Here is a 24,435-nt window from a genome sequence, read left to right on the forward strand (position 1 = left end):
CTCTTTATTTTGTTAAACGATATTTGGCACATGCCTGGCCAAAGCTTTTAAATATTTCTAAATAAAATGGGTGCTGCGCTAACTGCCATTCGGGATGCCACTGCAACCCTAAGTAATAGCTAGAGTTATCAGCTAATGAAAATGCTTCTATTAATCCGTCATCCGCAGTGGCTTCTGGCTTTAATTTGCTCGCAAGCTGATCGACTCCCTGACCATGCAATGAATTTATCTGCTGGCTTAGTTGACCTTTCATTATTTTTGCCAGAATACCGCCATCGTGTAATTTTATCGGGTGTGCAACACCATATTGCTGCGCTAATGTCAGCGACTTGTCCTCTCGATGTTCAATCATGTCATCAAGATTGAATAACTGTTGATGCAGACTGCCCCCTAGCGCTACGTTCATTTCCTGAAAACCGCGACAAACACCTAGCACCGGAAGTTTCATCGCTACGGCTTGTTTTAATAGCGCTAGATTGGTGTGATCTCTGCGTGGGTCGCGCGGCATATCTACCCCAATATCCGGTGCACCATAGTGATGTGGCTCCATGTTGGAATAACTACCGGTGAGATACAGGCCGTCTAAATGCGGCAGTAGATCGAGCATGGCATCACCCAAAGCAGGAACGAGCACAGGGATCACATCGCTGCCAATAACGGCCGCATTAATATATTTATCAGCCACCATTTGAAAGTCATGGATAGCGACTTTATTACTGCAACAGGTGATTCCGATTAATGGCTTTTTGTGTTTTATATTTTGAACGTCAACTAGCATGAAACATCCTGACAACATATTTATATAATTATTTGAACAATAAAATATACGAATAAAAAATCAAAATCAATCAATATATTTAACAATAATAGGCGTTTTCTTTCCGTTGTGGCTGTTTGTGACTCTCTGTTGTGAAATTAATGTTAAATATCTCTTGACGAATTAACGCGGTTCCATTTTAATAAATGGCCATAAGTGATGAATATTTTGTTCATTTGAATTAAACCCAGTTACTTCGGACCTCATTTTTGTGTTGAATATATTGCTCAACCATCTTGAAAGTCGACTTGTAACAGCTGTAATCAAAGGTATCGATATGTCAGATCATGGCAATTCACAGGAAGCTCAAGATTTTCTTGCTCAATATCCGCATATTCAAGCAATCGATTTGCTTGTTTCAGATATAAACGGGATAGCACGCGGCAAGAGAATTGAAAAATGTAACTTAACAAAAGTATTTCAAGATGGGGTTAACCTGCCGGCTTCGGTATTTTCAATGAACATTTTGGGTGAAACCATTGAAGAGTGTGGGCTGGGGTTGAGAGTAGGTGAGCCTGATTTGTTCTGCAAACCTGTTGCTAATTCATTGCATCGGGCTAATTGGCACAAGCGCCCGACAGCGCAACTATTAATGAGTATGTATCAAAAAGACGGCGCACCATTTTTTGCCGATCCGCGACATGTGTTAAGTCGTATTTGTAATAAAATAGCGCAGTTAAAGCTCACACCCGTTGTCGCAGTAGAATTAGAGTTCTATCTATTTGATAAAAACCGCGATCATCAAGGCCACATTCAAGCGCCTATTTCCCCAAAAACAGGCAAGCGAGATCAACATACGCAAGTCTATTCAGTTGATACCATTGCTGATTATGGCGACTTTCTTGAAGAGGTGAGTAATACCTGCAGTGAGCAAGGGGTACCGGCTGATACTGCGGTGGCTGAATGTGCCCCAGGTCAGTTTGAGATAAACCTTAAACATCAGGCGAATCCGTTATTAGCTTGTGACAATGCAATCCTATTAAAACGAATTATTAAAGCGGTTGCAGATCGGCATAACTTTGATATCTCGTTCATGGCTAAACCCTATGCGGAAGAGGCTGGCAGCGGCATGCATGTCCATGTCAGTTTAGTGGACGAGCAGGGCAATAATGCCTTTGCCGCACCAGATCAAGACTATAACCAAACGCTTGAACATGCGATAGGCGGTTTGCTCGAGTTAATGCCAGCGTCAATGCCGCTGTTGTGTCCAAACGTAAATTCTTATCGACGCTTTCAGCCACAATTCTATGTCGCAACCGCATTAAATTGGGGAGTGGACAATCGCACGGTTGCACTACGTATTCCTGCGGGCAATAAACAAGCTACCCGAATCGAGCACCGAGTCGCGGGAGCTGATGCTAACCCTTATTTAGTGATGAGCGCCGTGCTTGCCTCGATTCATCACGGGATCTGTAACAAGATTTCTCCAAACTGCGAGCCATCGACAGGCAATGCCTTCGACGGTCATGCCGCGCCATTACCAACAAAATTCCCACTGGCATTAGCAGCCCTAAAAGCTGACTCAACCCTCACTGCATATTTAGGCGAACAATTCACCAATATTTATGTAACAGCTAAACAACACGAACTCGACAAGTTTGAATCTCATATTAGCGAGTTGGAAGTTCAGTGGTATCTCAATAACGTGTAGCGCTGAAATATACCGTCCCGGCACAAAAATGTAACGAAAAGCAACGAATAAACCAGTTGCTGCTCTTAGACTTTATAAGTTGAGAATTATTATGACATCCATATCGCACACAAATTCATACTATGCGGCAAGCGCTAATGACAAAGTACAGCGCCCGCAATTACAACAAGATATCACTGCAGATGTCTGCATTATTGGCGCTGGTTATACCGGTTTGTCAACGGCACTTCATTTAGCAGAAAAAGGTTATAAAGTCGCCATTCTGGAAGGTAGCCGCATAGGGTTTGGTGCGTCTGGTCGTAATGGTGGCCAAATTGTTCATAGTTATAGCCGTGATATTGATTTTATCGAACGCAATTACGGCAAAGAAGTCGGCACTAAAATGGGCGCAATGGCATTTGAAGGTGGCAAAATTCTGCGTAGTTTGGTCGAGAAATACAATATTGAGTGTGACCTAACAAACGGCGGGATCTTTGCGTCGTGTACCGAGAAACAATTAGCAGAAATGGTGCACAAAAAAGAACTTTGGCAAGCGCACGGCCATAACGAGTTAAAAATGTTGTCAGCGGCTGAAATTAAAAACCATATTGGTTCAGAGTTATATGTTGGCGGTTTGCTCGATAATTCTGGCGGCCATTTTCACCCGTTAAATTTGGTGTTAGGCGAAGCCGCTGCTTTTGAAAGTTTGGGCGGGGTGATCTATGAAGACAGCGCAGTAGAAAAAGTGATTGAAGGACAAAAAGTCAAGTTAGTCACTGCCCATGGCTCGGTTACATCAGATTTTATGGTTGTTGCTGGCAATGCTTACCTCGGCGATTTAATTCCACGCCTTGAGCAAAAAGCCATTCCTTGTGGTACCCAAATCGTGACCACTGAAGTGCTGTCAAAAGAACAGCAACAGCAATTATTACCGACGGGACACTGTGTTGAAGACTGTAACTACCTGCTCGATTATTATCGCTTGTCGGGTGACGGGCGTTTAATTTACGGCGGTGGGGTCACTTACGGTGCGCGTGAGCCAAGCAAAATTGAGTCAAAAATTGTGCCGAACATGCTCAAGACATTCCCACAGCTTAAAGGCACCAAGATTGACTATGCATGGACCGGAAACTTCCTGCTGACATTAATGCGCCTGCCGCAGTTTGGCCGGATTGGCCACAATATTTACTACGCCCAGGGCTACAGTGGTCATGGCGTAACGTCATCTCATCTTGCAGGAAAGGTAATAGCTGATGCTATTTCGGGTCAGGCAGAACGTTTCGACGTTATTGCTAGTCTGCCGCAATATCCATTTCCTGGTGGCCGTTCATTGCGGGTGCCTTACACCGCGATGGGCGCCTGGTTTTACAACTTGCGAGACAAACTAGGTGTGTGACCGATATCAGAAAACGGGCAGAAAAAATTAATCTAACTTATTTCAGTATTTAGCCTGTTAAACATCCACCATCAAGGCTAGTGTGTGTTTAATTGAGCAAAAATACTGAGTCATAGCGAACCAATATAATCAAACCATAAACAAGGGAAAATTATGACTTCAGCTGTAATCAATGACGCTGGCGCGTCACAAACAAAGAAAAATAACAGGCCGATACAATCACTGATATTTTACGGCGCCATTATGGCATCGTTCTTCTTTCTTTCAACAACGCATACTGCGGGAGAACCCTACGGTTTTCTGAGCTTATTGCCCGTTGTCTTGATTCTATTTACCGCTATTGTGACCCATAAAGCGCTTGAAGCAATCTTTGCCGGGATTATTGGCGGACTATTATTGCTTGACCCAACCAATATTTTTACTAATTTGGGCGCAATATCGACCAAGGTAATGATGGATGAAACGATTGCTTGGATCATTCTTGTTTGTGGCATGATGGGCGGCTTGATTACGATGCTTGAGCGCGGTGGTAGTGTGCTTAGTTTTGGCGATTTTCTCGCTGGGCGTATTAAATCGAAACGCGGTACGTTGTTAACCACCTGTATGTTGGGGATTTTGGTATTTATTGATGACTACCTTAATTCACTCGCGGTATCGGCTTCAATGAAAAGCATGACAGACCGATTCAATATCTCGCGTGAAAAGTTGGCCTTTATTGTTGACTCAACGGCGGCTCCGGTTTGTATTTTAGTGCCAGTATCGACTTGGGCTGTTTACTTCGCCGCTTTGCTTGAAGAAAATGGCGCAGCGGGTGAAGGGCAGGGCATGGCGCTTTATATTGAAGCTATTCCTTACATGGCATACGGTTGGATGGCATTACTGGTTGTCTGGTTAGTTGCGATGGGCTTTGTGAAAGATTTTGGCGCAATGAAGCATGCTGAAACTCGTGCCCAAAATGGCCAACCGATCCCCGATGGCATTGAAGCCGATGGTTTTGATACTTCAGGCATAGCCAAAGCGTCACCGGTTATGGGTCTACTTAATTTCTTCTTACCAATGGCTGTACTAGTTGGTGCCAGTGTTTACTATGAAATAGATTTGTTGTTAGGTGCATTAGTTGCGTCATTGTTTACAATGGTTTTATATTTTGTTCAGCGTTTACTTACTTTCGATCAATTAGTTAACTCAATGCTTGACGGCTTTAAGGTTATGCTTCACCCGATAGCCGTAGTCTGTGCTGGCTTTATGGTTAAAGAAGTTAATGATCAATTAGGCATGACCCCCTATATTATTGAGGCGATAACGCCTTACCTAAACAAGGAAATGTTACCTGCTATTATCTTTGCCGTGATGGCGATGGTTGTATTCGGTACTGGCTCAAGCTGGGGGGTATTTGTGGTGTCATTGCCTATCGTTGTCCCAATCGCTCAAAACTTTGATTTATCGATGCCGCTGGTGGTTGGCTCGTTATTATCAGCCTCAGCTTTTGGTTCGCATGCTTGTTTCTACAGTGACTCAACGGTGTTGTCTGCACAGGGATCTGGCTGTACTCCAATGCAACATGCAATAACTCAAATTCCATATGCTTTATTAGGCGGAGTACTTGCCTTTATTTCACTACTGATCCTTGGTTATACAATGGCTTAGGATTAGTTAATAAAAGCAGGATGGCCACAGCTTCAAGTCAGGTGATCGTAATTACCTGACTTGAAGCTTTTTTTTCGGGCTGTTTATAACATTTGCGTGATGCTTTGCGTTAATGGCGTGGTAGCACGGCCAATTAATTTGCTTAACGTTTTGCTGGTATCAGCCAACCAGCCTGTTGCAGCATTTAATTCGGCATCTACCAGACAGGTGGCAAAGCCTTCGTTTAAACCAAAACTCATCAATAGGCTCGTCAGTTCTTGGGCGCTTAGGTTGTCATACTTAATTTCTTTACCAGTTTGCTTGGTAATTTCAGCGGCGTAATCACTCAATGTAAAGCCGTCATCGCCAGCTAATTCATAAACTTTCCCAACATGATTTTCGTTTGAGGTTAAGATCACTGCTGCAGCCTCAGCGTAGTCATTACGGGCAGCTGTAGAGAATATACCTTGGTCGGCACTGCCTGCGATTGAACCTGAGTTGAGCGCACCCTCGATACCTTGAGTATAGTTTTCTGTGTACCAGCCGTTTCGTAAAATCACCGCAGGCAAGCCCGATGCGTTAATTTGTTGTTCAGTGGCTTTATGTTCTTGGGCTAACAACAATGGGCTTGAGTCTGCTTTTAAAATACTGGTGTAGGCGAATAATGCGACACCGGCGGCCTTTGCAGCATCAATAACAGCTTGGTGTTGAGCTAAACGTTGACCGACTTCGCTACCCGATATCAGTAGTAATTTAGAAACGCCGACTAATGCTGATGTTAGCGTTGCTGGTTTGTCGTAATCCGCTTGGCGAACAACGACACCTAAGGCGGTTAATGCTTGCGCATTGTCTAAGTTTCGTACCAGCGCGACTATGTTACTCGCGGCTGTTTTAGTGAGTAAATTGGTGATAACTAATTGACCAAGTTGGCCGTTTGCGCCTGTAATTGCGATCATAATAAAACCCCTAATTAATATTGATATGTTGAATTCCTGTGTAGTATGCAACACAATATTGGTAACGATAAGTGGGGCAATGACGAATGCACCGTCCTGGTTTTGAGAACACTGAGATTAAGATAACGCGAACTAAAGACCCGCACACTTAGCAGCTCTAATCAGATACATAAAAATTATAATGAGATATATACATGAGAGAGATTGATTTTTCTCACCTGCGATTACTGGCTATTTTCGCCACGGTGATAGAAACGGGCACATTCGCAGCCACTGCGCGCAAGCTAAACACCAGTCGATCACGGATTAGTGAACAGGTATCGCAGCTCGAGAGTGATTTGGGAGTGCGCTTGTTACAACGCTCGACACGGCAATTGAACATCACAAGCGAAGGGCAGGAAGTTTATCAGCAAGCACGTCAATTACCGGATATTTTGCAACAAATTGAAGCCATCACCACACCTCCTGAGCCTTCCGGGCGTGTTGCAATTACGATGAATCACGATATTGCCCATAAATATGTATTGCCAGTACTCCATGATTTTAAGCAACAATACCCGCAAGTAAAACTCGATCTCATTCTCGATGACACACGGTTAGATCTTATTAGCGAACAAATAGATTTGGCAATACGGATCGGTTTTCCGCGTGATGAGTCGATTATTGCGCGAAAGATGCATCAAGAGCGATTTAGTTTATTCGCCAGTCCTGACTTTATTGATAAATACGGCGAGCCAAAATCAATCACCGAATGCGAGCAATTACCTTGGGTATTACTGCAACAAACGAATCAAGGCGACGTTCAAACAATGCGCCGGCGCAACGAAACAATCGAGATTAAACCGCAAGACTTTTTTCGGTGTAATTCGCCACTTGCAATGCAGCAAATGGTTGTTCAGGGCTTAGGGATGGGGGCACTATTACCCTCGACAGTAAAACAGCAAATAGAAGCGGGTCAGTTAATTGCGATTATGCCGACATTATCAAGTGATCCATTGACGTTTTCGCTGGTGTATCCATCAAGACGGCAAATACCTTTGAGAACTCGTGTTGTGATTGATTATTTATTAGCAGCAAATATTTTTGGGTAACTTATGAGGTATCGAAAAGTCGGCTTTAACTTTATTTAGTGACGCGAACATTACTTAGATCAAGTCGTTATTCATGCAGTTTTGTTTACATTTAGCTATTGTGGCATTGAGGAAGAACTAGCACCCAGTAACATTGTAGTTACTAAACTGTCCGAATATGGAACAATAAACTTGGTAAAATATTGCCATAATATACAAAAAAACTATGAACTGTTTCATGATGGATGGTGAACAATTAGACATAAACAAATGAAAAGTAGTGTTAAATTACTTTTATTCAATTGAACCTTGTACGAATTACCAGCATAATGCGCATTAGGACTTATTCGTATTTATTACAAGGATGTAGGTTGATTTTGAAAACGTTGTTATTTAGTTTAGTTATCTTGCTCAGTTTTCCCAGTTCCGAAGCGATGGAAATTCGGCATCATTTAGAAAAAATTGAAATTGCTCTGTCACAAAGCTCCATTTACGCTACCATTCAGGATCGGGCTGGTTATTTGTGGTTTGCGACCCAAAGCGGGGTCAATCGTTATGACGGTCACCAAGTTAACATTTACGGTAGTGATCCCAAACAAGATTGTAGCCTGCCTAATGTCGAGGTTAAAAGCTTGCTGGAGGCCAGAAATGGCGATATTTGGGCCGGTACGACCAATGGAGTTGCGCGTTATATTCGTACACAAGATTGTTTTTATGCTTATCAGCATAAACAAGTAGAAAATGTAGCTCAGGCTAATGACGTTGGGTTATTATTTGAAGATAATCTGGGGCGGATTTGGACGGCTGGCCGATATTTAATGGTTTTTAATCCGAAGAACGATAAATTCACCCAAATAGCCGATGTCCCAAATTATCCAGGATATAGTTTCGATAAACATGCGGCAATAAGAAAGACCAGTCCAGGTTATAAAGCTCTTTATCAAGACCCGCAAGGAACTATTTGGGTTGCCGGAATAAATGGCCTGGCTAGAGTGGATCAGATCAACAATACCCTTATCCAGGTATACGCCCCTGAGCTTTACCAACCATGGCATAAAAAAAACTCCATCAATCATATCTTACCAGCAGATGAGAAAAACCTATGGCTTGGTACTGATGATGGCTTGTTTTTAGTTAATAAACACGGTCAATTGATTAAACACTATCAGCTCTCTAATAACTCTGGCCCGGTAGGAATACTTGGTAATATTGTGTCCAGTTTACATCATGATAACAAGGGCCGTCTTTGGGTAGGGAGCTTCAATGGTGTCTATCGCTACCAGCGTAATAGCGACACTTTTATTCCTTATTTACGTACTCAGGATCTTAAGAGTAAGCACAGCACTAATCGCAACGCCAATTTTGTCAACGGTCATAAAGGTCAATTGTGGGTTGGCATGGAAAAAGGTGTCTATGTATATAATCAAGCAGAAGATAACTTTTATATTCACCAGAATGCTAGAGAAAGTGAACAAGGCTTAGAAATTTCCAATAATGGCCATGCGTTTCAGCTGTTTTTAACCCGTAGTGGTACAGTTCTGGCTAGTATGGAACTTAATGGTTTATATAAAATAACCCCGAGTGAAATAACGGTTCACCATTATCGTGACCTTGTTACTACAGGCAATCATTACGGTCACAAGGTTACTCGGGCTATCTATGAAGATCCTATTTTTAATGGCAATGTCGTTTGGCTTGGATTAGATGGTGCAGGCGTAGAGCGCATTGAATTTTCAACCGACAAAGCAGGTCACCGAGTTATCAATAAAGTCGAACAATATGGCCATAATATCGAAAGTGAAAGTAGTTCTGGTCAGTATATCTACGACATTCAACGAGACAGTCTAGGGCGATTATGGTTGGCGACTAATTGTGGTCTCAGACAATGGAGTGATAGCCAGCAAGACTTTATTGTGCCTAAATTTGAAACGCAGTTACTTAAAATTGATAATCAAGGACCTGTTTGTAAGGCTCAGCTCTCGAGCTTATTTAGTGATATCAAAGGCGCTAAATTGTGGTTTGGAGGAGAGAGTACTGTAGGTTATCTAGATTTAACGACAGCAGAGTCAGAGCCGGTATGGTTAACAGCTAGTCATTACTCTCAGCTTAAGGATAACGTCATTTATAAAATTTATCAGGATCAAGGTGGCTTGTTATGGCTGGCGACCAATAATGGTCTAATAAGTTTTAATACGGACACCGGCTCAATGCGTCTGTTTCAGTATCAAAGTGACAATGAAAACAGCTTATCATTAAACTGGGTTCAAGATATTACAGAAATGCCAGCGGGTACCTATTGGTTAGCAACCCGCGGTGGAGGCCTCAATAAACTAACTTTCGATCAACAGCAACAACCCGTTTGGCGTACTTTCGATCAGAGCAATGGTCTAGCTGATAACTTTCTTTATGCTATTTTAGGTGATAAGCAAAGCAATTTATGGTTTTCGACCAACAAAGGAATCACGCGCTTTAATACGTTAAATGGTCAAAGTCGCAACTTTAATTCCAAAAGAGGTCTACGAGGTTATAAATACGATTACGGCGGCGCTCACGTTGGCAGCAGTGGTCAATTCTATTTTGGTGCGAGTAACGGCTTTAATACTTTTAGTCCCGACTGGATAAGTGACAACCCTATTACGCCTAAACTCAGCCTGCAGCAGTTAAGAATAAATGACCAGCTAATAAATATTTCTTCGCTTAGTCAATTAAGTTTAAGCCATAAGCAAAACTACATTAGTTTTGACTTTGTTGGTCTTCATTTTGAAGATCCCGATGCAATTCGCTATCAATATTTTCTTAAGGGCTTCGACAAAGATTGGCTCGATCCTACCAGCGTTCACCATGTTCGATATAGTAATATCAAGTCAGGTCAATATGAATTTTATCTGAAGGCGGCTAATACTGATGGGGTTTGGAGCCAAGCACAATTATTAACCAGTTTTAGGATTGCGCCACAGCCGTGGCAGAGCCTATGGAACTACAGCTTATATTTTTTATTAACAGCACTGCTTGCCTGGTCTTATAAAAAAGGGCGCGATAGTTATGAGCAGATATTAGTACGGCGTATCAATCTAGCTACCTCTAATCTCGCACGCGCCAATGAAAATATTCGGTTGCAGTTTCAAAGTTTTGCCCACGAAGTAAAAACACCGCTAATGTCGCTAGGTAATAACTGTCAGCTAGCCATAGGTCAAATAGCAGGAGACCAGAATTCATCGCAAGCACTCAATTACTTAGAACAAGTTGAACAATCACTAAACGATGTTCGCCAAGTCGTTAAGCAAGAACTCGATAATGCTGAATTGAGAATCCGAACCAACAATGACTTTTTGCATATTTTTGTGCAACCTGTTGTGGAGTATTGCGTTACATCCCGCTACAACCGTGTTCATGAAAAATCACTACTGCTCAATATAGATTTAGCTGATAATCCAGTTATCTACGCGCAGGCTGGTGTATTAGAGTTAATGCTAGGTAATTTGCTAGATAATGCAATTCAGTACACTCCTCAGGGCGGTATCATTGCACTTAAGATCAGAGAAACAGATGCCTACATCGAATTTACAGTGACAGATAATGGTCTCGGTATCCCAACAAAGGATCATTCTCGAATTTTCTTACACGGCTATAGAGGTGATAGTCTTGAAAATACCGATGGTCGTGGCATGGGGCTTTTTTTGGTCAAAAGCACCTTAGAAAATAACAGTGGAAGTATTGATTTAATCAGTGACTCAGAGCAAGGTGCTTGTTTTAAGATTAAACTTCCTCGAGGGGAGTCCAGCCAAGCGCAACATTTAATGTTAAAATCCAATCTTGTTAAACCGTGTAATGTGCTTACGTTGCTACCAGAAGCAGTTAATTTTACTAACGACAAACAGGATAAAATTCTTATTGTTGAGGATAACGACCAACTACGCCATTCCTTAATTCAAATTTTAAATATACAACATCAATGTATTAGTGCTTCATCGGCTGTCGATGGACTTAAACTGGCTCGGGCTCAACTACCAGATTTAATTATTACAGATATCAAAATGGAGCAACATAACAGTGGTATTGAATTAACGAAGGAGCTCAAAAGCCATAGCCATACGGCCCATATACCGGTCATAATCTGTAGTGCCCTTAGTGATGATTCGACACGTATGCAGGCGATTGCGGCTCAGGCTGATTTGTGGCTTGATAAGACGGTGAAACCGGACATATTACAAGCCCATGTTAATACCTTGATTAGCCAACATGCACGAATCCGTAAACGGGTTCAACAAGAACTAAATCAAATTCAGGATCATATCGTTGTTCCTGCATTAGAGGAATCATGGCAAAAGTGCGAGGTAGATGAGCAAGGTCAACAACAGTTTATCGCCACCGTAAAAGCGGTTATTTGCGAATGTTATCTAGATGATACTATTAATGTAGAAACCATGATTGCTCGTCACCTTAATGGCAGCATTCGTAACTTTCAATATAAAGCTAAAAAATACTTCCCTGAGGGGCTGACCATGAAGCAATGTATCAACGGCTACCGGGGGTTGCAGGCAGTAAAAATGTTGGAGCAGACAGATAAACCAATCAAAGCTATTTACGCAGAGGCTGGATTCACCAATGAGCGTCAGATGAGTCGTTGGTTTGATAAATATTTGCAGCAAACGCCAACTGATTATCGTGAAGGTAAGCGTATAAGTAATCCTGATCCGCGCATTACCGCTCTAGAGCGGTTTTTTAACTAGACAACTAAAGTGTTCATAAATTACTAAACCTGGATTTAGGACCATAATTGTCTACCATGTTTAAAATTCTTCGGCCCAAACGATCTAAAAACATGGTGGTTGTAGAGGAATAAACTCATTGAAAAGTCGTGATATCAATGAGTTTTTGTCAATTTCCCCTTTAATAACTCAGTTATTGACGTTTCTTAAACAAAATATCGGTATGGGTTACTCTTATCTTCGCCGACTTACAAACAGTAACAAATAAGCATAGCATTTGTTTATTTTACCAGTCCTAAATTCGCCATAATATTCGTATTCCTCGTTATATAACTGTCGCTGTATAGCTAAACGAGGGGGGCGACTTTACGGCTTTAACTTGCACTTGATTGCAAATTGTCGCAGTAAGTATTCCTACAGCTAATACTCACGTCACCTATATTATCCCCGAAATATCCCCACGTTAATAACGAATGTGCGAAAAATATAAAGGTAAAAGCGTTGTATGGATTTATGGAGAGAGCTTATTGTTGGAAAGAGCATAGCCAACATTGAATATAAGCGCCGCAGAGCTCAATACAAATGTCGGTACTTAACCCGATCTCAAATTATACCAATTCCGTTAAATTAGTGGGCAATTTATTAACAAGGGAAAACGGATGAGAACAAGGCATTTATATACGTCTGTAGTCATTCTACATAGAAAATAAATAACGCGGTTATCATTTGTTTTAACCGTTAAGAATGATCAGTTAATTATCGGAATTGGTATTACTTATAGTCCCCAAATTAAAACATCGTATCAAAATATCAGGAAACGTTCGTAAAGTCGTCATAAAGCGAAATCGTTATGTCATTACACGAAATGAAAGATTTTAGGTTGTTGCTTTGTTTGTGTTTTTTCGTTTTTTGTCAGTTCTTTTTCCTGAAGTGACGTACCACATCATCTTCCCTTGTTATATCGTACGCCGCGAATATTACTTTAACTTATTTGTCAGAAGTAAGAGTTGGTTGACGGCTTGCAATACCATTTATTAGGTAGATAAGCGCTCTAGTTATCCTTGAATAGAATGGAAAATAACAAAGCAGAAATAATTATAACGCTGTTTATAACGCGGTTATTTTAAATTGGCCCCTGAATTACTAGCTAAAACTACATATATAAAAAAGGATTTAAATTATGAATATTATTCCAGTAATTTTAGCTGGTGGAAGTGGCTCAAGATTATGGCCGTTATCGCGTACTCTACGCCCTAAACAGTTCCTTAGATTGATAAACAATCAAAGCATGTTGCAAAGTACTCTGACTCGGTTGAAAAATATTTCTAATATTAGTGCGCCAATTATCGTGTGCAATGAGGAACATCGATTTATTGTTGCTGAGCAACTTCAGGAAATAGGACTAGATAATGCGAAAATTATTCTCGAACCTGCCGCCAGAGACACGGCTCCTGCAATAGCTGCTGCCTCTCTTTATGCCCAGGAAAAAATGACTCAGGATTCATTAATTCTGGTATTGGCAGCGGACCATGAAATTAAAGATATCTCAGCCTTTGAACAGGCTATAAAATCAGCCAGTCAATCTGCAATAGAGGGTAATATACTGACCTTTGGTATTGTACCTGAGAGTGCTCATACTGGTTATGGTTATATTAAAACCAACCAAAATAACAGCGCTGTCATTCTGGAAGTGTCGAGTTTTGTTGAAAAACCAGATACGGTGACAGCCCAAAGCTATCTAGATTCTGGCGATTATTACTGGAATAGCGGGATGTTTTTGTTTAAGGCGACTCGGATAATCTCTGAACTAGAAAAACACCAGCCCGAGCTATTGCAGGCTTGTCAAAATGCCGTATTAAATTCTGAAGTTGACTTGGATTTTGTCAGATTACAAGCCGATGCGTTTCGCGCCTCACCTAGTATTTCTATCGATTATGCTGTGATGGAAAAATCATCTCAGGTCAAACTTATTCCCTTAGTCGCTGGCTGGAGTGATGTAGGTTGTTGGAATTCGCTCTGGGAAATAAGTGACAAAGACAGCAATAATAATGTCTGCGTTGGTGATGTAATTGCCACAGATAGTACAAATTCTTATATACATTCAAATCAAAAACTAATTACCACTCTCGGTGTAGATAATCTTGTTATTGTAGAAACAAAAGATGCATTGTTGATTGCAGATAGAAGCAAGGTGCAAGGGATTAAAGATATTGTAGCAGAACTTAAAGATAAGGGCCGTTACGAAATTAAACATCATCGTCATGTTTACCGTCCGTGGGGATATTATGATTCGATCGACAGTGGTTCACGTTTTCAGGTTAAGCGCATTGTCGTCAAGCCCGGTGCAAAACTCTCAGTACAAATGCATCATCACCGGGCAGAACACTGGATAGTTGTTAAAGGCATGGCTAAGGTCACGTGTGGCAATACTAACAAATTAGTTTGTGAAAATGAATCGACCTATATTCCTGTTGGTGAAATACATGCGTTAGAAAACCCCGGCAAAATCAACCTTGAGTTGATCGAAGTACAATCTGGTGGCTATCTTGGTGAAGACGACATTGTGCGTTTTGAAGATCGTTATGGGCGAAGTGTTAAGGTCGTTGAAGCAACCAGAGTAGCGGAGGCTTAAAATGACTAACTTAACCTGCTTTAAAGCCTATGACATTCGTGGGCGACTGGGGAGTGAATTAAACGAAAAAATCGCTTACTCAATTGGCTGTGCTTTCGCGAAATACCTTAATCCTACCACGGTGGCGATAGGGGCAGATATTCGGCTCACTAGCGAATCATTGAAGTTAGCATTAGCTAATGGGTTGATGGACTCTGGTGTTAATGTGATCGATTTGGGAATGACTGGTACTGAAGAAGTCTATTTTTCCGCCCAACATTTAGATATAGATGGTGCTATTGAAATTACAGCCAGTCATAACCCTATCGACTTTAACGGGATGAAATTGGTCAAGCGGGGTGCCATTCCGATTAGTGGCGATACTGGGTTAAATCAGATTAAAGCCTTGGCTGAGCAGAATAACTTTAAGCTAGCATCGAGCCGTGGCAATTTAAGTCAATGCAACATACTTGAGCCCTATATTGAGCATTTACTTACTTATATAAAGCCTAATGTAATCACTCCGTTACATTTGGTGGTTAATGCCGGAAACGGTGCTGCTGGACACGTTATCGATGCATTGGAGCAGTGTTTTAGCCAAAAAAACATTCCGATCCGTTTTACTAAAATTAATCATCAGGCAGACGGTAAATTCCCCAACGGTATTCCAAATCCAATTTTGCCACAAAATCGCGCCGTAACTGCAGAGGCAGTAATTAAAAATAATGCTGATTTTGGCATTGCGTGGGACGGTGATTTCGACCGTTGTTTCTTATTTGATGAAAACGGCGGCTTTATCGAGGGGTACTATATTGTTGGCTTACTCGCTCAGGCATTTTTAGCCGATGCACCAGGTTCAAAAATTATTCATGATCCCCGTCTAACCTGGAACACCAGGGAGTTAGTCGAATCTGCGGGCGGTATCGCTATTCAATCTAAAACAGGTCATGCGTTTATCAAAGAAAGAATGCGTAAAGAAGATGCTATTTATGGCGGTGAAATGAGTGCTCATCATTATTTTAGAGATTTTTCCTATTGCGATAGCGGAATGATCCCTTGGTTGTTAGTGGCTGGATTGGTGAGTAGCAGTAAAAAAACATTGTCGCAGTTGGTTGACTTAAGAATGAAATTGTTTCCTTCATCGGGAGAAATTAATCTCAAGCTATCCGATCCCAGCAAGGCGCTTAAAGCGATAGATGCGCTTTATCGTCCCGGTGCTATTAGGGTTGATAACACAGATGGCATTAGCATTGAATTCCCCCAATGGCGTTTTAATTTGCGCCAGTCCAATACTGAGCCTGTGATCAGGCTCAATGTCGAAAGTCGCCAGGATCAAAAGTTGATGGAACAAAAAACCCAAGAGCTAGTCGAGCTGCTTAATCAGGCTTAACCTGACTATTAGCAATAAATCCATAACACTGGGTGTTGTGGCTAACATAATTGATAAAAATCGGGCAATGCCCGTTAATGGAGAATAAATTGGATATTAGTATTTTTGGTATGGGTTATGTAGGTGCAGTTTGCTCTGCCTGTTTATCAAAAAATGGCCATAACATTATTGGTGTTGATATTTCACAAGATAAGGTTGATCTAATCAATGCAGGAAGATCTCCGATTGTTGAACCAGGACTGGAAGAACTGATCACCAATGGCGTCACCTCAGGTAACTTAAAAGCAACGACTGATGCCATTTCAGCGGTTAAAAATAGTGAAATATCGATGATTTGTGTAGGCACACCTTCGATGGCTAATGGCAATTTGGATCTAAATTACATCGAGTCGGTATGTCATGATATCGGCACTGCTTTAGCTGACAAAACTCGGCCACATTATGTGGTAGTGCGTAGTACCGTGCTGCCTGGCACCGTGCAGAATGTGGTGATTCCGGCATTAGAAAAAGCGTCGGGTCGTATAGCCGGGCGTGATTTTTTCGTGGCAACCAATCCGGAATTCTTGCGCGAAAGTACCGCGATATTTGATTTTTACAACCCGCCAATGACGGTCATCGGACAAATGGATGACGAGTCTGGTGCGGTATTGGCTTCGTTATATCAGGATTTGGATGCCGAGATCATCCGTAAGCCGATCGAAGTGGCTGAAATGATTAAATATACTTGTAACGTATGGCATGCCACCAAAGTGACTTTTGCCAATGAAATCGGCAATATTTCGCGCGCACTTGGAGTTGATGGCCGAGAGGTTATGGAAGTAGTCTGTAAAGATAAAAAGCTGAATATTTCCAATTATTACATGCGCCCTGGTTTTGCCTATGGCGGTTCTTGTTTGCCTAAAGATGTTAAAGCCCTGACATATCGTGCGTCGTCTCTTGATGTGAAGATTCCTATGTTAAATCAGCTAATGGTGAGTAATCGCAACCAGATTGATAATGCCTTTAACATAATCAAGAAGCTAAATCAGCGCAAGATCACCATGCTCGGATTAAGCTTTAAAGCCGAAACTGATGATCTACGAGAGAGCCCTTTTGTTGAACTGGCAGAACAGCTTATAGGTAAAGGTTATGATCTGAAAATCTATGATCAATACGTTGAATATGCACGTGTTAATGGTGCTAACAAGGAATATATCAATTCCCATATCCCACATGTTTCCAGCCTGCTCGAAAGCGACTTGCAAAGCGCGGTCGATCACGGCGACATCATAATAGTAGGCAACGGCAATAAAGCTTTTGCTAAGGTGTTGGAAAACTTGCCTGCCGGCAAAAAACTTGTCGATCTGTTCGGTTTCATGGATCAAGTTTCTTGTGATTATAAACATGGAATTTGTTGGTAATTATGCTGAATAAAATTTTTAATCAGTCAAAAATTAGAGATTTTTCAGGGTGGTTGTTATTTTTAGCCACCTTAGGAGGGCTCGTTATACTGGTGCCACGAGATGTTTTTCTACCTGAATCAGAAAAATTTATTTTTATTATGGGCATCATTGGTACTTGGCGTTACTCGAATGGCATTATTCATTTTATCAGGGGGATGTGGTTTCTGCACTGGGTATTTCCTACGTTGCGTAGACAGGCTGACCGTATGGGGCAGGATGCAATGCCACCCCATGTTTATTTAATGGTGACTAGTTTTCGAATTGAGCCCGATACAACGGCTTCAGTTTATAATGCGGTGTTTAGCGAGGCAAAAACATGCGATATTCCGTGCACTGTTGTTGTTTCTATTGTTGAATTAAGCGATGAAATATTAATTCGTTCGCTATTTAATAAACATCAACTACCTGATTCGGTCAAGCTGAAAATTGTTCGTATTTCAGGTACCGGAAAACGAGATGCATTGGCCGCAGGTTTTCGGGCTATTAGTCGCGACCTACCTGATGATGATGCCGTTGTAGCGGTGGTTGATGGTGATACCATACTAGAGCAAGGCTGTGTCCGTAAAACAGCTGCCCTGTTTAAACTTCGACCTAAAATGGCTGCTCTGACAACGAACGAAGTGTGTGAAGTCAAGGGTTCCTACATCATGAGCGAATGGCACAAACTCAGGTTTGGTCAACGCCATATCAATATGTGTTCTATGGCCCTGTCTAATCGAGTACTGACCTTGACTGGCAGAATGTCAGTGTTTAGAGCTAGTGTGGTGACTAACCCGATGTTTATTGACGATGTACAACTCGATAATATTGATCATTGGCGTTTAGGTCGTTTTAGATTTCTGACTGGTGACGACAAATCAAGCTGGTTCAGTATTATGAAAATGGGACTAGATACCTTCTATGTACCAGATGCCATGGTAACAACCATAGAGCATCCGCCTAACCGTAGCTTTATCAAGTCTTCTCGCCAATTAATGTATCGTTGGTATGGTAATAGTTCACGCCAAAACAGTCGTGCGGTGAAACTTGGGCCTAAAAAGCTAGGTTGGTTTGCCTTCTATGTAGTTAACGATCAGCGCATCTCGATGTGGACCAGTTTGCTTGGGTTATCGGTCGCTATTGTCGCGGCACTGAAATATTCAATTATATACAGCGTGATCTATTTTATTTGGATAATGATCACCCGCGGCCTAATCACCCTAACCCTATTGGCTGGCGGGCATAAAATTGGACCAGCCTATCCTATGATATTGTATTACAACCAAATTGTAGGTGCCATCATGAAAATATATGTCTTTTTCAGGCTAGATAGACAGTCATGGACCAGACAACCGACCAAGTTAAGTGCAGATCCTGCTTCTTACCAGCGTCTGTTTAACCTGTGGTCATCAAGAGCCGTAACCTTTGCCAGTGTCAGTGTATTTGCCGCTGCTATTTTTGCACTAGTTTAATAATTTGGAATTATAGAAATGAGTCAAGCAATTAAAAATCTTAATGTCGTACACGAAACCGAGGTGCAACGCCAATTTTCTCGGGTTAAAATTCCTGCGACACTAAGTATTAATAAGAAAGAATTTAAAGTACAGGATATGTCGGCTGGAGGTTTTAGCCTTGAGAACAGCAGCAAGGAAATTGAGCCGAACAAACTCTACAAAGGACAATTGTCGCTAACTATTGATGGTTTTGATTTTAGTTACAGCGTCGAATTCAATACCTTAACGCAACTACCTAATAACAATATAGGTTGTACTTTTCAAAATGTTGATAAAAGATTCAGTTCGGCTCTTCGTTATATTATCACCGCTTTCTTAAGCGGAGAACTGCTGGCAACTGGCGATATTATCAATACTCTGAGTCGGGAAAATCATACTGACGCAAGAAATAAAAAACAATTGGTGGCCACTAACAAATTAGAAAGAGTGAAGTCTATGGTTGGTAGCCTGATATTTTTAGTTATTGGATTGTCGGCACTGACTTTCGTTAGTCTAAAATTATTTGGTATGTATTTCGTACAAAGTTCAAAAACTGCGATGGTTACCGCTGAATCACATACCTTGAGCATGCCAAAAGCCGGTAATCTAGAGCCGTTGGTAAGCAAAGGTTTGATATCTGTTAGCAAGGGACAGCTGTTAGCGACTTTTAGCGGGGTTGAACTTGAAGCTGAAACCAGCAACTTACCACAAGAAACACAAGATATTTTGGCCAAATCACTAAAGCAAACTAAGATCAATGGTTCAATTAGCAGTCCTTGTGACTGTAAAATCCTCAGCGTCAACGGCATTTATGGTCAATTCCTGCAAAAAGGTGACCCGACTTTCACCCTAATCAGTAATAGCAGCCGTCCATTTATTAGTGCAAAATTCAGCTTTAAAGATGCCGAATCTCTGCAAGTAGGTCAATCTGTAGTACTAAAAAATCTTGGTGAAGTGGATGGTGAATTTGTTGAAGGTAAAATTGATAAATTGACTGTAGAAGGAAAAGATCAAGACGTTACAGTGTTGATCACTACGAGTAAATCGATTGGACTTAATGATATTAATAAACCCGTTAAGGTCATTGCCAGTTCTAAATTTGCCCAAACCTACCTAAGCTCATGGCTATAAATGACGCTGCCAGGATAAGACTAATGATCAAAAAAACAGTTAGCGCCTGCCTGCCCCTCATCTTGCTCGGTGGCTGTTCAGCGATCCAGTATGATGAAGGGATCGCCGACAGGTTATTGAGTGAGGGGAAGGAGCGCGAAGCCTATACTCATTATCAATACTTGGCTAAATTTGGCCTACCAAAAGCGCAAAGAAAACTAGCGCAGTTATATCAACAACAAGGAAATGATCATCAAGCACTCATCTGGTTGAGCGAAGCCGCCGCTAGTGGAGATCTATCTGCACAACTTAAACGCGCCCGGCTACTGGCTTTTAGCCAAGATCCTAACGTTAGAGATGTAATACAGGGTAGCAAGCTTATATTACGACTTATCGACCAAGGTTATGATGCTGCTATCAAGGATTTGGTTAAGCTACTCGCATCTGACCATGACTATTCGATACCGGAAAAGTACTTGGTTATTGCACTAGCAAAAGCTCAGCAAGGCCAGCCAGAAGCATGTTATCTATTTGCTGAAATGTACACTAACGGTCAAGCACCTCAGCTTAGTGGCCAGCAAGCAAAAGGTTACTACCTGTGTGCGACTAAACGCTATGAAAAGGCCTTGTATGGACTGTCCGTGTTATATAACCAGCAGCCTGATTTGGGAACCTTTGAACAAGTATATCAGCTGCTCAAAGCAAGCAATAATGCCAGCGCTAAAAATGTCGGATTAAAAATTGCAAAAAAAATAGCTGATGGCACCTTGGTTAGCTGGAGCAGCCATAATGCGGATGTATTATTCCATTGGCTTGCTAAAACCGACGCACACGCCTATTTCTACTTGGCGAAATTGTATTTAAATAAACCTACTATCGGTAAAGATTTTTCTGATGTTATTGCCGTTATCTTGGAAGGGAAGGTTGCCGGAGACCTTGATTGTTATGCCCTTGAGGCAGAAATTTACCTTTATGGTATTCAAACTATTCAAGATCCATGGCGGGCAGAAAAATTGTTACTTGCGATACCGCAATCATCTCCCTATATAAATTTCCTGCTAGGCGCACTTTATAGCGAAGGATTTTTAGGTGAACCGCATTACCCAAAAGCTCTGGCATATCTTGGTAAGTCTGCACTGAGCGGATTTAAACGGGCTGACAGACAATTAAGTAAAATTTACAGCGGCGGCAGGGGTATAAAAGTTGATCTTATTGCAGCTACCAAATATCAGTTATTATCGAAAATAAACGCAGAAAAGTTAGCACTGTTTAAACAGAAGTTTCATATTTCTGAACTGGGAATGGCAGAGGCTACTGCCCAAGCGCAGCGAGAGCTAAATAAGCGCCTGGCGTCGCAAATAAATAACAACAAGGATCAACAAATATGACCTACAAGCAATCTTTGCTTGGCTTGATTTACTTAAGCCTAGCAGGCAGCGCTTGCGCCTCGTCATGGCAACATCGTTTAGGTGCTAATGTTGGCTATATTCAACAAAGTGACAAGGAGTTAGGCTTTTATAACGATGGTGAGCGTCGCAACGGCTATTTGCAACTTAATGCCCAAGGCCAATATCAATTATCCGCTGAGCAATCTTTCTTTGTTAAGGCCCGGGGGTTTTACTCAACAGATACCATTAATCTTGAGCCAGAGCAGGGGGGACAATCTGCTAAACATTATCTTGAATTGCAGCAGTTGTACTTTAAAGCTGACAACCTGATATATCCTGGCGTCAGCGCAACCTTAGGACGCAAGCGTTTGCGGGATGGCAGTGGTTTGTGGTGGGACCGAAATTTCACTTCTGCGTCATTAAATATAGAACGCAGTTTGTTTAGTGGTTTTATTGCTATTGGCGAGCAAGTTAGCAGCTTTAGAACCGACAATAGTGACTATAAATACCGGAATCACGACTTATTACGTCTATTAGCAACGACTTCATGGCACTGGAAGTATCAGCAATTTATCGATGTTAATTTCAGTTACCTCAATGATCATAGCTCTATGGCGAAATTAAGCACCACGGCTGAAGCATATGATCCTAGCGATCCTAAAGTTGCATGGCTAGGTGTACGCCCACACGGTTCAACTCAATTAAGCGATGATATGATCATCAATTATAATGCCCAGTATGTTTATCAACAGGGTGATATCAGCTATTTAAATGCTGATGGTGTTGATAAGAAAAAGGTAAAAGGATGGTTAGTTCAAGGAGATATATCAGTTCAGGCTAATTATCTATATCAGCCTGTCGTTGGCCTTCAGTTTGCACAAACTTCAGACAATAATAGCCAAGATACCGAAGGGCGATTTTTCCAGAGTGGACTGCAAAGTAATAAGGCTAAGCTTGTTTCTAATATGCGTGCATTTAGCCGATACAACGAAGCCTATCGGCCTGAATTATCCAATATCCGAGTATTAGGCGTTTACCTAGGCATGCAGCTAGCACCAGAAGTTAAGGTGAACTTGTTATTAAACAAGTTCAACAGGATTAATACTGATTTGGATATAGGCAGCTCAGCAGTCGAGGCATCATTAGTTCCTGGTCGTGACGAGTTAGGTATTGCTGCTGATTTAGTGGTCGAATTCACCCCAAAACTACCAAATGCTTTATTAAATAGCAGTTCGATACAATTTCGTTTATCCAGCTTTTGGCCCGGCGATGCCTACGGCAGTAGTGTTGATAACCAAAGGTATCGGGCGGTGCTAGATTGGAGATTAAACTTCTGATGAAAAAATTATTATTCATTTTCACCTTGCTAGCATCACTTTGCCAGGCGCAACAGATAACCCTGTTGCCACTGCAAGCTAGTGCACCTGAGGTTATGGCACCTCAATTGCCTGATATTTCTAAATATAACCTGCAGTGGGTAAAAAAACATCTGCCTAAGGACAATATGCCACCACAAATTAACGTGGAAAAAATATTTGATATTACTGAATTTCAACACTTTACTAATGGCGTTAGGGCCATGGAGTGGGTCAAGCGTCAAACGGGTTTTCCACAGGCTATAGTGGTTAGGGACGGTGTTGCTCGGTTATCTGATATTGCTGAAACTATTGACCCCCTATACTTTGAATTGAAATCAGATGGTACCTATATTAGCCGCTTACCAATCGTGGTTACTCATGGCGCGACTCTAATCATCAGTAAGGATACTGAGGCCAGTAAATTATTGTTAAGTCAAACTAAAGGAGCTTTCATACTTAACGCTGGCAGTTTGTTTATTATTGAAAGCCAAATTATTGGTTGGAATGAGATTAAAAATGAACCAGCTTACTATGTCTATAAAAAGAACTTTCGTCCCTTTATTACCGGACAGGGCAAGTCAGAGACTTATCTCGCTAGTTCTACCTTTAAACAACTAGGTTACTCTCAGGCAAAATCCTACGGTATTTCACTAACAGGAGTGCCAGAACAATATAAGGAAGTGGTGCATGGTAATCCAAATGGTTGGTTTATCGACAATCTCTTTGAAGATATTTACTACGGTTTTTATTCTCACGAAGCGGAAGACTCTGTGATCCTCGGTAATACCTATTACGACAATATTGTTTATGCTATTGATCCTCATGATTACTCTAAGCGATTGATTATCGCTAGAAATACCACATATAAAACCAGAGAGCGGCACGGAATTATTGTGTCTAGAGGGGTCGAGGATAGCTGGATTTTTAATAATAAATCCTATGAGAACGCACGCCACGGCATCGTATTAGATCGACAGAGCAAAAATAACATCATCGCCTATAACCATTCTTATAATAACAAGGGCGATGGTATAACCCTATTTGAGAGCCCTGATGTCCTCATTTATGGCAATGTTGTTAGCAATAATGGAAAGCATGGTGTGCGGGTTCGCAACAGTCAGAACGTAATATCAGCAAAAAATGTAATAAAAAACAACGGCCAGCTGGCTTTTTATATTTATACCGCTGATCCTAATGGTAAGGAACGCGATTTAGTACTAGATCCGTATGTCAAGAAAGTGAGTTTTTCTACTATTGGCGACTATGTGCTAGAGAATAAATCGGGAGTTCTAAGTGGGGAAAAGGTTCACCCGCTTTTAATTTCAGGAATGGTCATAAAAGCGACTGATGGCGCCAGTACACCACTATTTGGTGGGGGGTATGCTCCTTATAATACCGAAATATTGCAGGGATTGTTAAACCACAAACAAGCTATTCGTTTTAGTGATAAGGAACAATAA

General features: G+C 41.5%; 15 protein-coding genes. 13 read left to right on the forward strand and 2 right to left on the reverse strand.

Annotated features, from left to right (window positions below; genetic code table 11):
- Nucleotides 1–4: 4 nt before the first annotated feature.
- Nucleotides 5–778 (reverse strand): gamma-glutamyl-gamma-aminobutyrate hydrolase family protein, encoded by a 774-nt coding sequence (locus tag HRU23_16670; GenBank protein NRA55773.1) that lies wholly within the window; start codon nucleotides 776–778, stop codon nucleotides 5–7.
- 316 nt (nucleotides 779–1,094) lie between these two features.
- Here HRU23_16670 and HRU23_16675 point away from each other — a divergent pair, with 316 nt between their 5' ends.
- From HRU23_16675 to HRU23_16685, 3 genes are all read left to right on the forward strand, one after another.
- The gene (locus HRU23_16675; GenBank protein NRA55774.1) at nucleotides 1,095–2,468 is read left to right on the forward strand and encodes a glutamine synthetase; all 1,374 of its coding nucleotides are present in this window, start codon (nucleotides 1,095–1,097) and stop codon (nucleotides 2,466–2,468) included.
- Between the two features lie 91 nt (nucleotides 2,469–2,559).
- Nucleotides 2,560–3,843 (forward strand): FAD-binding oxidoreductase, encoded by a 1,284-nt coding sequence (locus tag HRU23_16680; protein ID NRA55775.1) that lies wholly within the window; start codon nucleotides 2,560–2,562, stop codon nucleotides 3,841–3,843.
- Between the two features lie 153 nt (nucleotides 3,844–3,996).
- Complete coding sequence (locus HRU23_16685) at nucleotides 3,997–5,490, forward strand: sodium:proton antiporter (GenBank protein ID NRA55776.1); 1,494 nt, start codon at nucleotides 3,997–3,999, stop codon at nucleotides 5,488–5,490.
- Nucleotides 5,491–5,573: 83 nt separating this feature from the next.
- Here HRU23_16685 and HRU23_16690 read toward each other — a convergent pair whose 3' ends face one another.
- Nucleotides 5,574–6,425, reverse strand: coding sequence for an SDR family oxidoreductase (locus tag HRU23_16690; protein ID NRA55777.1), 852 nt, complete (start codon nucleotides 6,423–6,425; stop codon nucleotides 5,574–5,576).
- A gap of 194 nt (nucleotides 6,426–6,619) precedes the next feature.
- Between HRU23_16690 and HRU23_16695 the strand changes: the two genes are divergently transcribed.
- From HRU23_16695 to HRU23_16740, 10 genes are all read left to right on the forward strand, one after another.
- Nucleotides 6,620–7,516, forward strand: a complete 897-nt coding sequence (locus tag HRU23_16695; protein NRA55778.1) for a LysR family transcriptional regulator — start codon at nucleotides 6,620–6,622, stop codon at nucleotides 7,514–7,516.
- 356 nt (nucleotides 7,517–7,872) lie between these two features.
- The gene (locus HRU23_16700; protein ID NRA55779.1) at nucleotides 7,873–12,225 is read left to right on the forward strand and encodes a response regulator; all 4,353 of its coding nucleotides are present in this window, start codon (nucleotides 7,873–7,875) and stop codon (nucleotides 12,223–12,225) included.
- Nucleotides 12,226–13,384: 1,159 nt separating this feature from the next.
- Nucleotides 13,385–14,836, forward strand: a complete 1,452-nt coding sequence (locus HRU23_16705; GenBank protein ID NRA55780.1) for a mannose-1-phosphate guanylyltransferase/mannose-6-phosphate isomerase — start codon at nucleotides 13,385–13,387, stop codon at nucleotides 14,834–14,836.
- Between the two features lies 1 nt (nucleotide 14,837).
- Nucleotides 14,838–16,205 carry a phosphomannomutase CpsG gene (locus HRU23_16710; protein ID NRA55781.1) on the forward strand — a complete coding sequence of 456 codons (1,368 nt, stop codon included), beginning with the start codon at nucleotides 14,838–14,840 and terminating at the stop codon, nucleotides 16,203–16,205.
- A gap of 89 nt (nucleotides 16,206–16,294) precedes the next feature.
- On the forward strand, nucleotides 16,295–17,605 hold the full coding sequence (locus HRU23_16715) for a UDP-glucose/GDP-mannose dehydrogenase family protein (GenBank protein ID NRA55782.1): 1,311 nt from the start codon (nucleotides 16,295–16,297) through the stop codon (nucleotides 17,603–17,605).
- A gap of 2 nt (nucleotides 17,606–17,607) precedes the next feature.
- Nucleotides 17,608–19,098 (forward strand): glycosyltransferase, encoded by a 1,491-nt coding sequence (locus HRU23_16720; protein NRA55783.1) that lies wholly within the window; start codon nucleotides 17,608–17,610, stop codon nucleotides 19,096–19,098.
- Between the two features lie 18 nt (nucleotides 19,099–19,116).
- A complete protein-coding gene (locus HRU23_16725) occupies nucleotides 19,117–20,250 on the forward strand; it encodes an alginate biosynthesis protein Alg44 (GenBank protein NRA55784.1) in 1,134 nt (377 codons plus the stop codon).
- A 23-nt stretch (nucleotides 20,251–20,273) separates the two neighbouring features.
- Nucleotides 20,274–21,617 carry a sel1 repeat family protein gene (locus HRU23_16730; GenBank protein ID NRA55785.1) on the forward strand — a complete coding sequence of 448 codons (1,344 nt, stop codon included), beginning with the start codon at nucleotides 20,274–20,276 and terminating at the stop codon, nucleotides 21,615–21,617.
- The gene (locus HRU23_16735; protein ID NRA55786.1) at nucleotides 21,614–22,954 is read left to right on the forward strand and encodes an alginate export family protein; all 1,341 of its coding nucleotides are present in this window, start codon (nucleotides 21,614–21,616) and stop codon (nucleotides 22,952–22,954) included. Before HRU23_16730 ends, HRU23_16735 begins: the two co-directional genes overlap by 4 nt.
- Complete coding sequence (locus tag HRU23_16740; GenBank protein ID NRA55787.1) at nucleotides 22,954–24,435, forward strand: right-handed parallel beta-helix repeat-containing protein; 1,482 nt, start codon at nucleotides 22,954–22,956, stop codon at nucleotides 24,433–24,435. The genes HRU23_16735 and HRU23_16740 overlap by 1 nt, the downstream gene beginning before the upstream one ends.

This window comes from Gammaproteobacteria bacterium (assembly GCA_013214945.1).
GTDB lineage: Bacteria > Pseudomonadota > Gammaproteobacteria > Enterobacterales > Psychrobiaceae > Psychrobium.

Excerpts from the sequence above, each read along its gene's own strand:
- HRU23_16670 (NRA55773.1), bottom strand. The coding sequence starts at position 778 with ATGCTAGTTGACGTTCAAAATATAAAACACAAAAAGCCATTAATCGGA.
- HRU23_16680 (NRA55775.1), top strand. The coding sequence starts at position 2,560 with ATGACATCCATATCGCACACAAATTCATACTATGCGGCAAGCGCTAAT.
- HRU23_16695 (NRA55778.1), top strand. The coding sequence starts at position 6,620 with ATGAGAGAGATTGATTTTTCTCACCTGCGATTACTGGCTATTTTCGCC.
- HRU23_16685 (NRA55776.1), top strand. The coding sequence starts at position 3,997 with ATGACTTCAGCTGTAATCAATGACGCTGGCGCGTCACAAACAAAGAAA.
- HRU23_16675 (NRA55774.1), top strand. The coding sequence starts at position 1,095 with ATGTCAGATCATGGCAATTCACAGGAAGCTCAAGATTTTCTTGCTCAA.
- HRU23_16740 (NRA55787.1), top strand. The coding sequence starts at position 22,954 with ATGAAAAAATTATTATTCATTTTCACCTTGCTAGCATCACTTTGCCAG.
- HRU23_16720 (NRA55783.1), top strand. The coding sequence starts at position 17,608 with ATGCTGAATAAAATTTTTAATCAGTCAAAAATTAGAGATTTTTCAGGG.
- HRU23_16710 (NRA55781.1), top strand. The coding sequence starts at position 14,838 with ATGACTAACTTAACCTGCTTTAAAGCCTATGACATTCGTGGGCGACTG.
- HRU23_16690 (NRA55777.1), bottom strand. The coding sequence starts at position 6,425 with ATGATCGCAATTACAGGCGCAAACGGCCAACTTGGTCAATTAGTTATC.
- HRU23_16735 (NRA55786.1), top strand. The coding sequence starts at position 21,614 with ATGACCTACAAGCAATCTTTGCTTGGCTTGATTTACTTAAGCCTAGCA.
- HRU23_16730 (NRA55785.1), top strand. The coding sequence starts at position 20,274 with ATGATCAAAAAAACAGTTAGCGCCTGCCTGCCCCTCATCTTGCTCGGT.
- HRU23_16725 (NRA55784.1), top strand. The coding sequence starts at position 19,117 with ATGAGTCAAGCAATTAAAAATCTTAATGTCGTACACGAAACCGAGGTG.
- HRU23_16705 (NRA55780.1), top strand. The coding sequence starts at position 13,385 with ATGAATATTATTCCAGTAATTTTAGCTGGTGGAAGTGGCTCAAGATTA.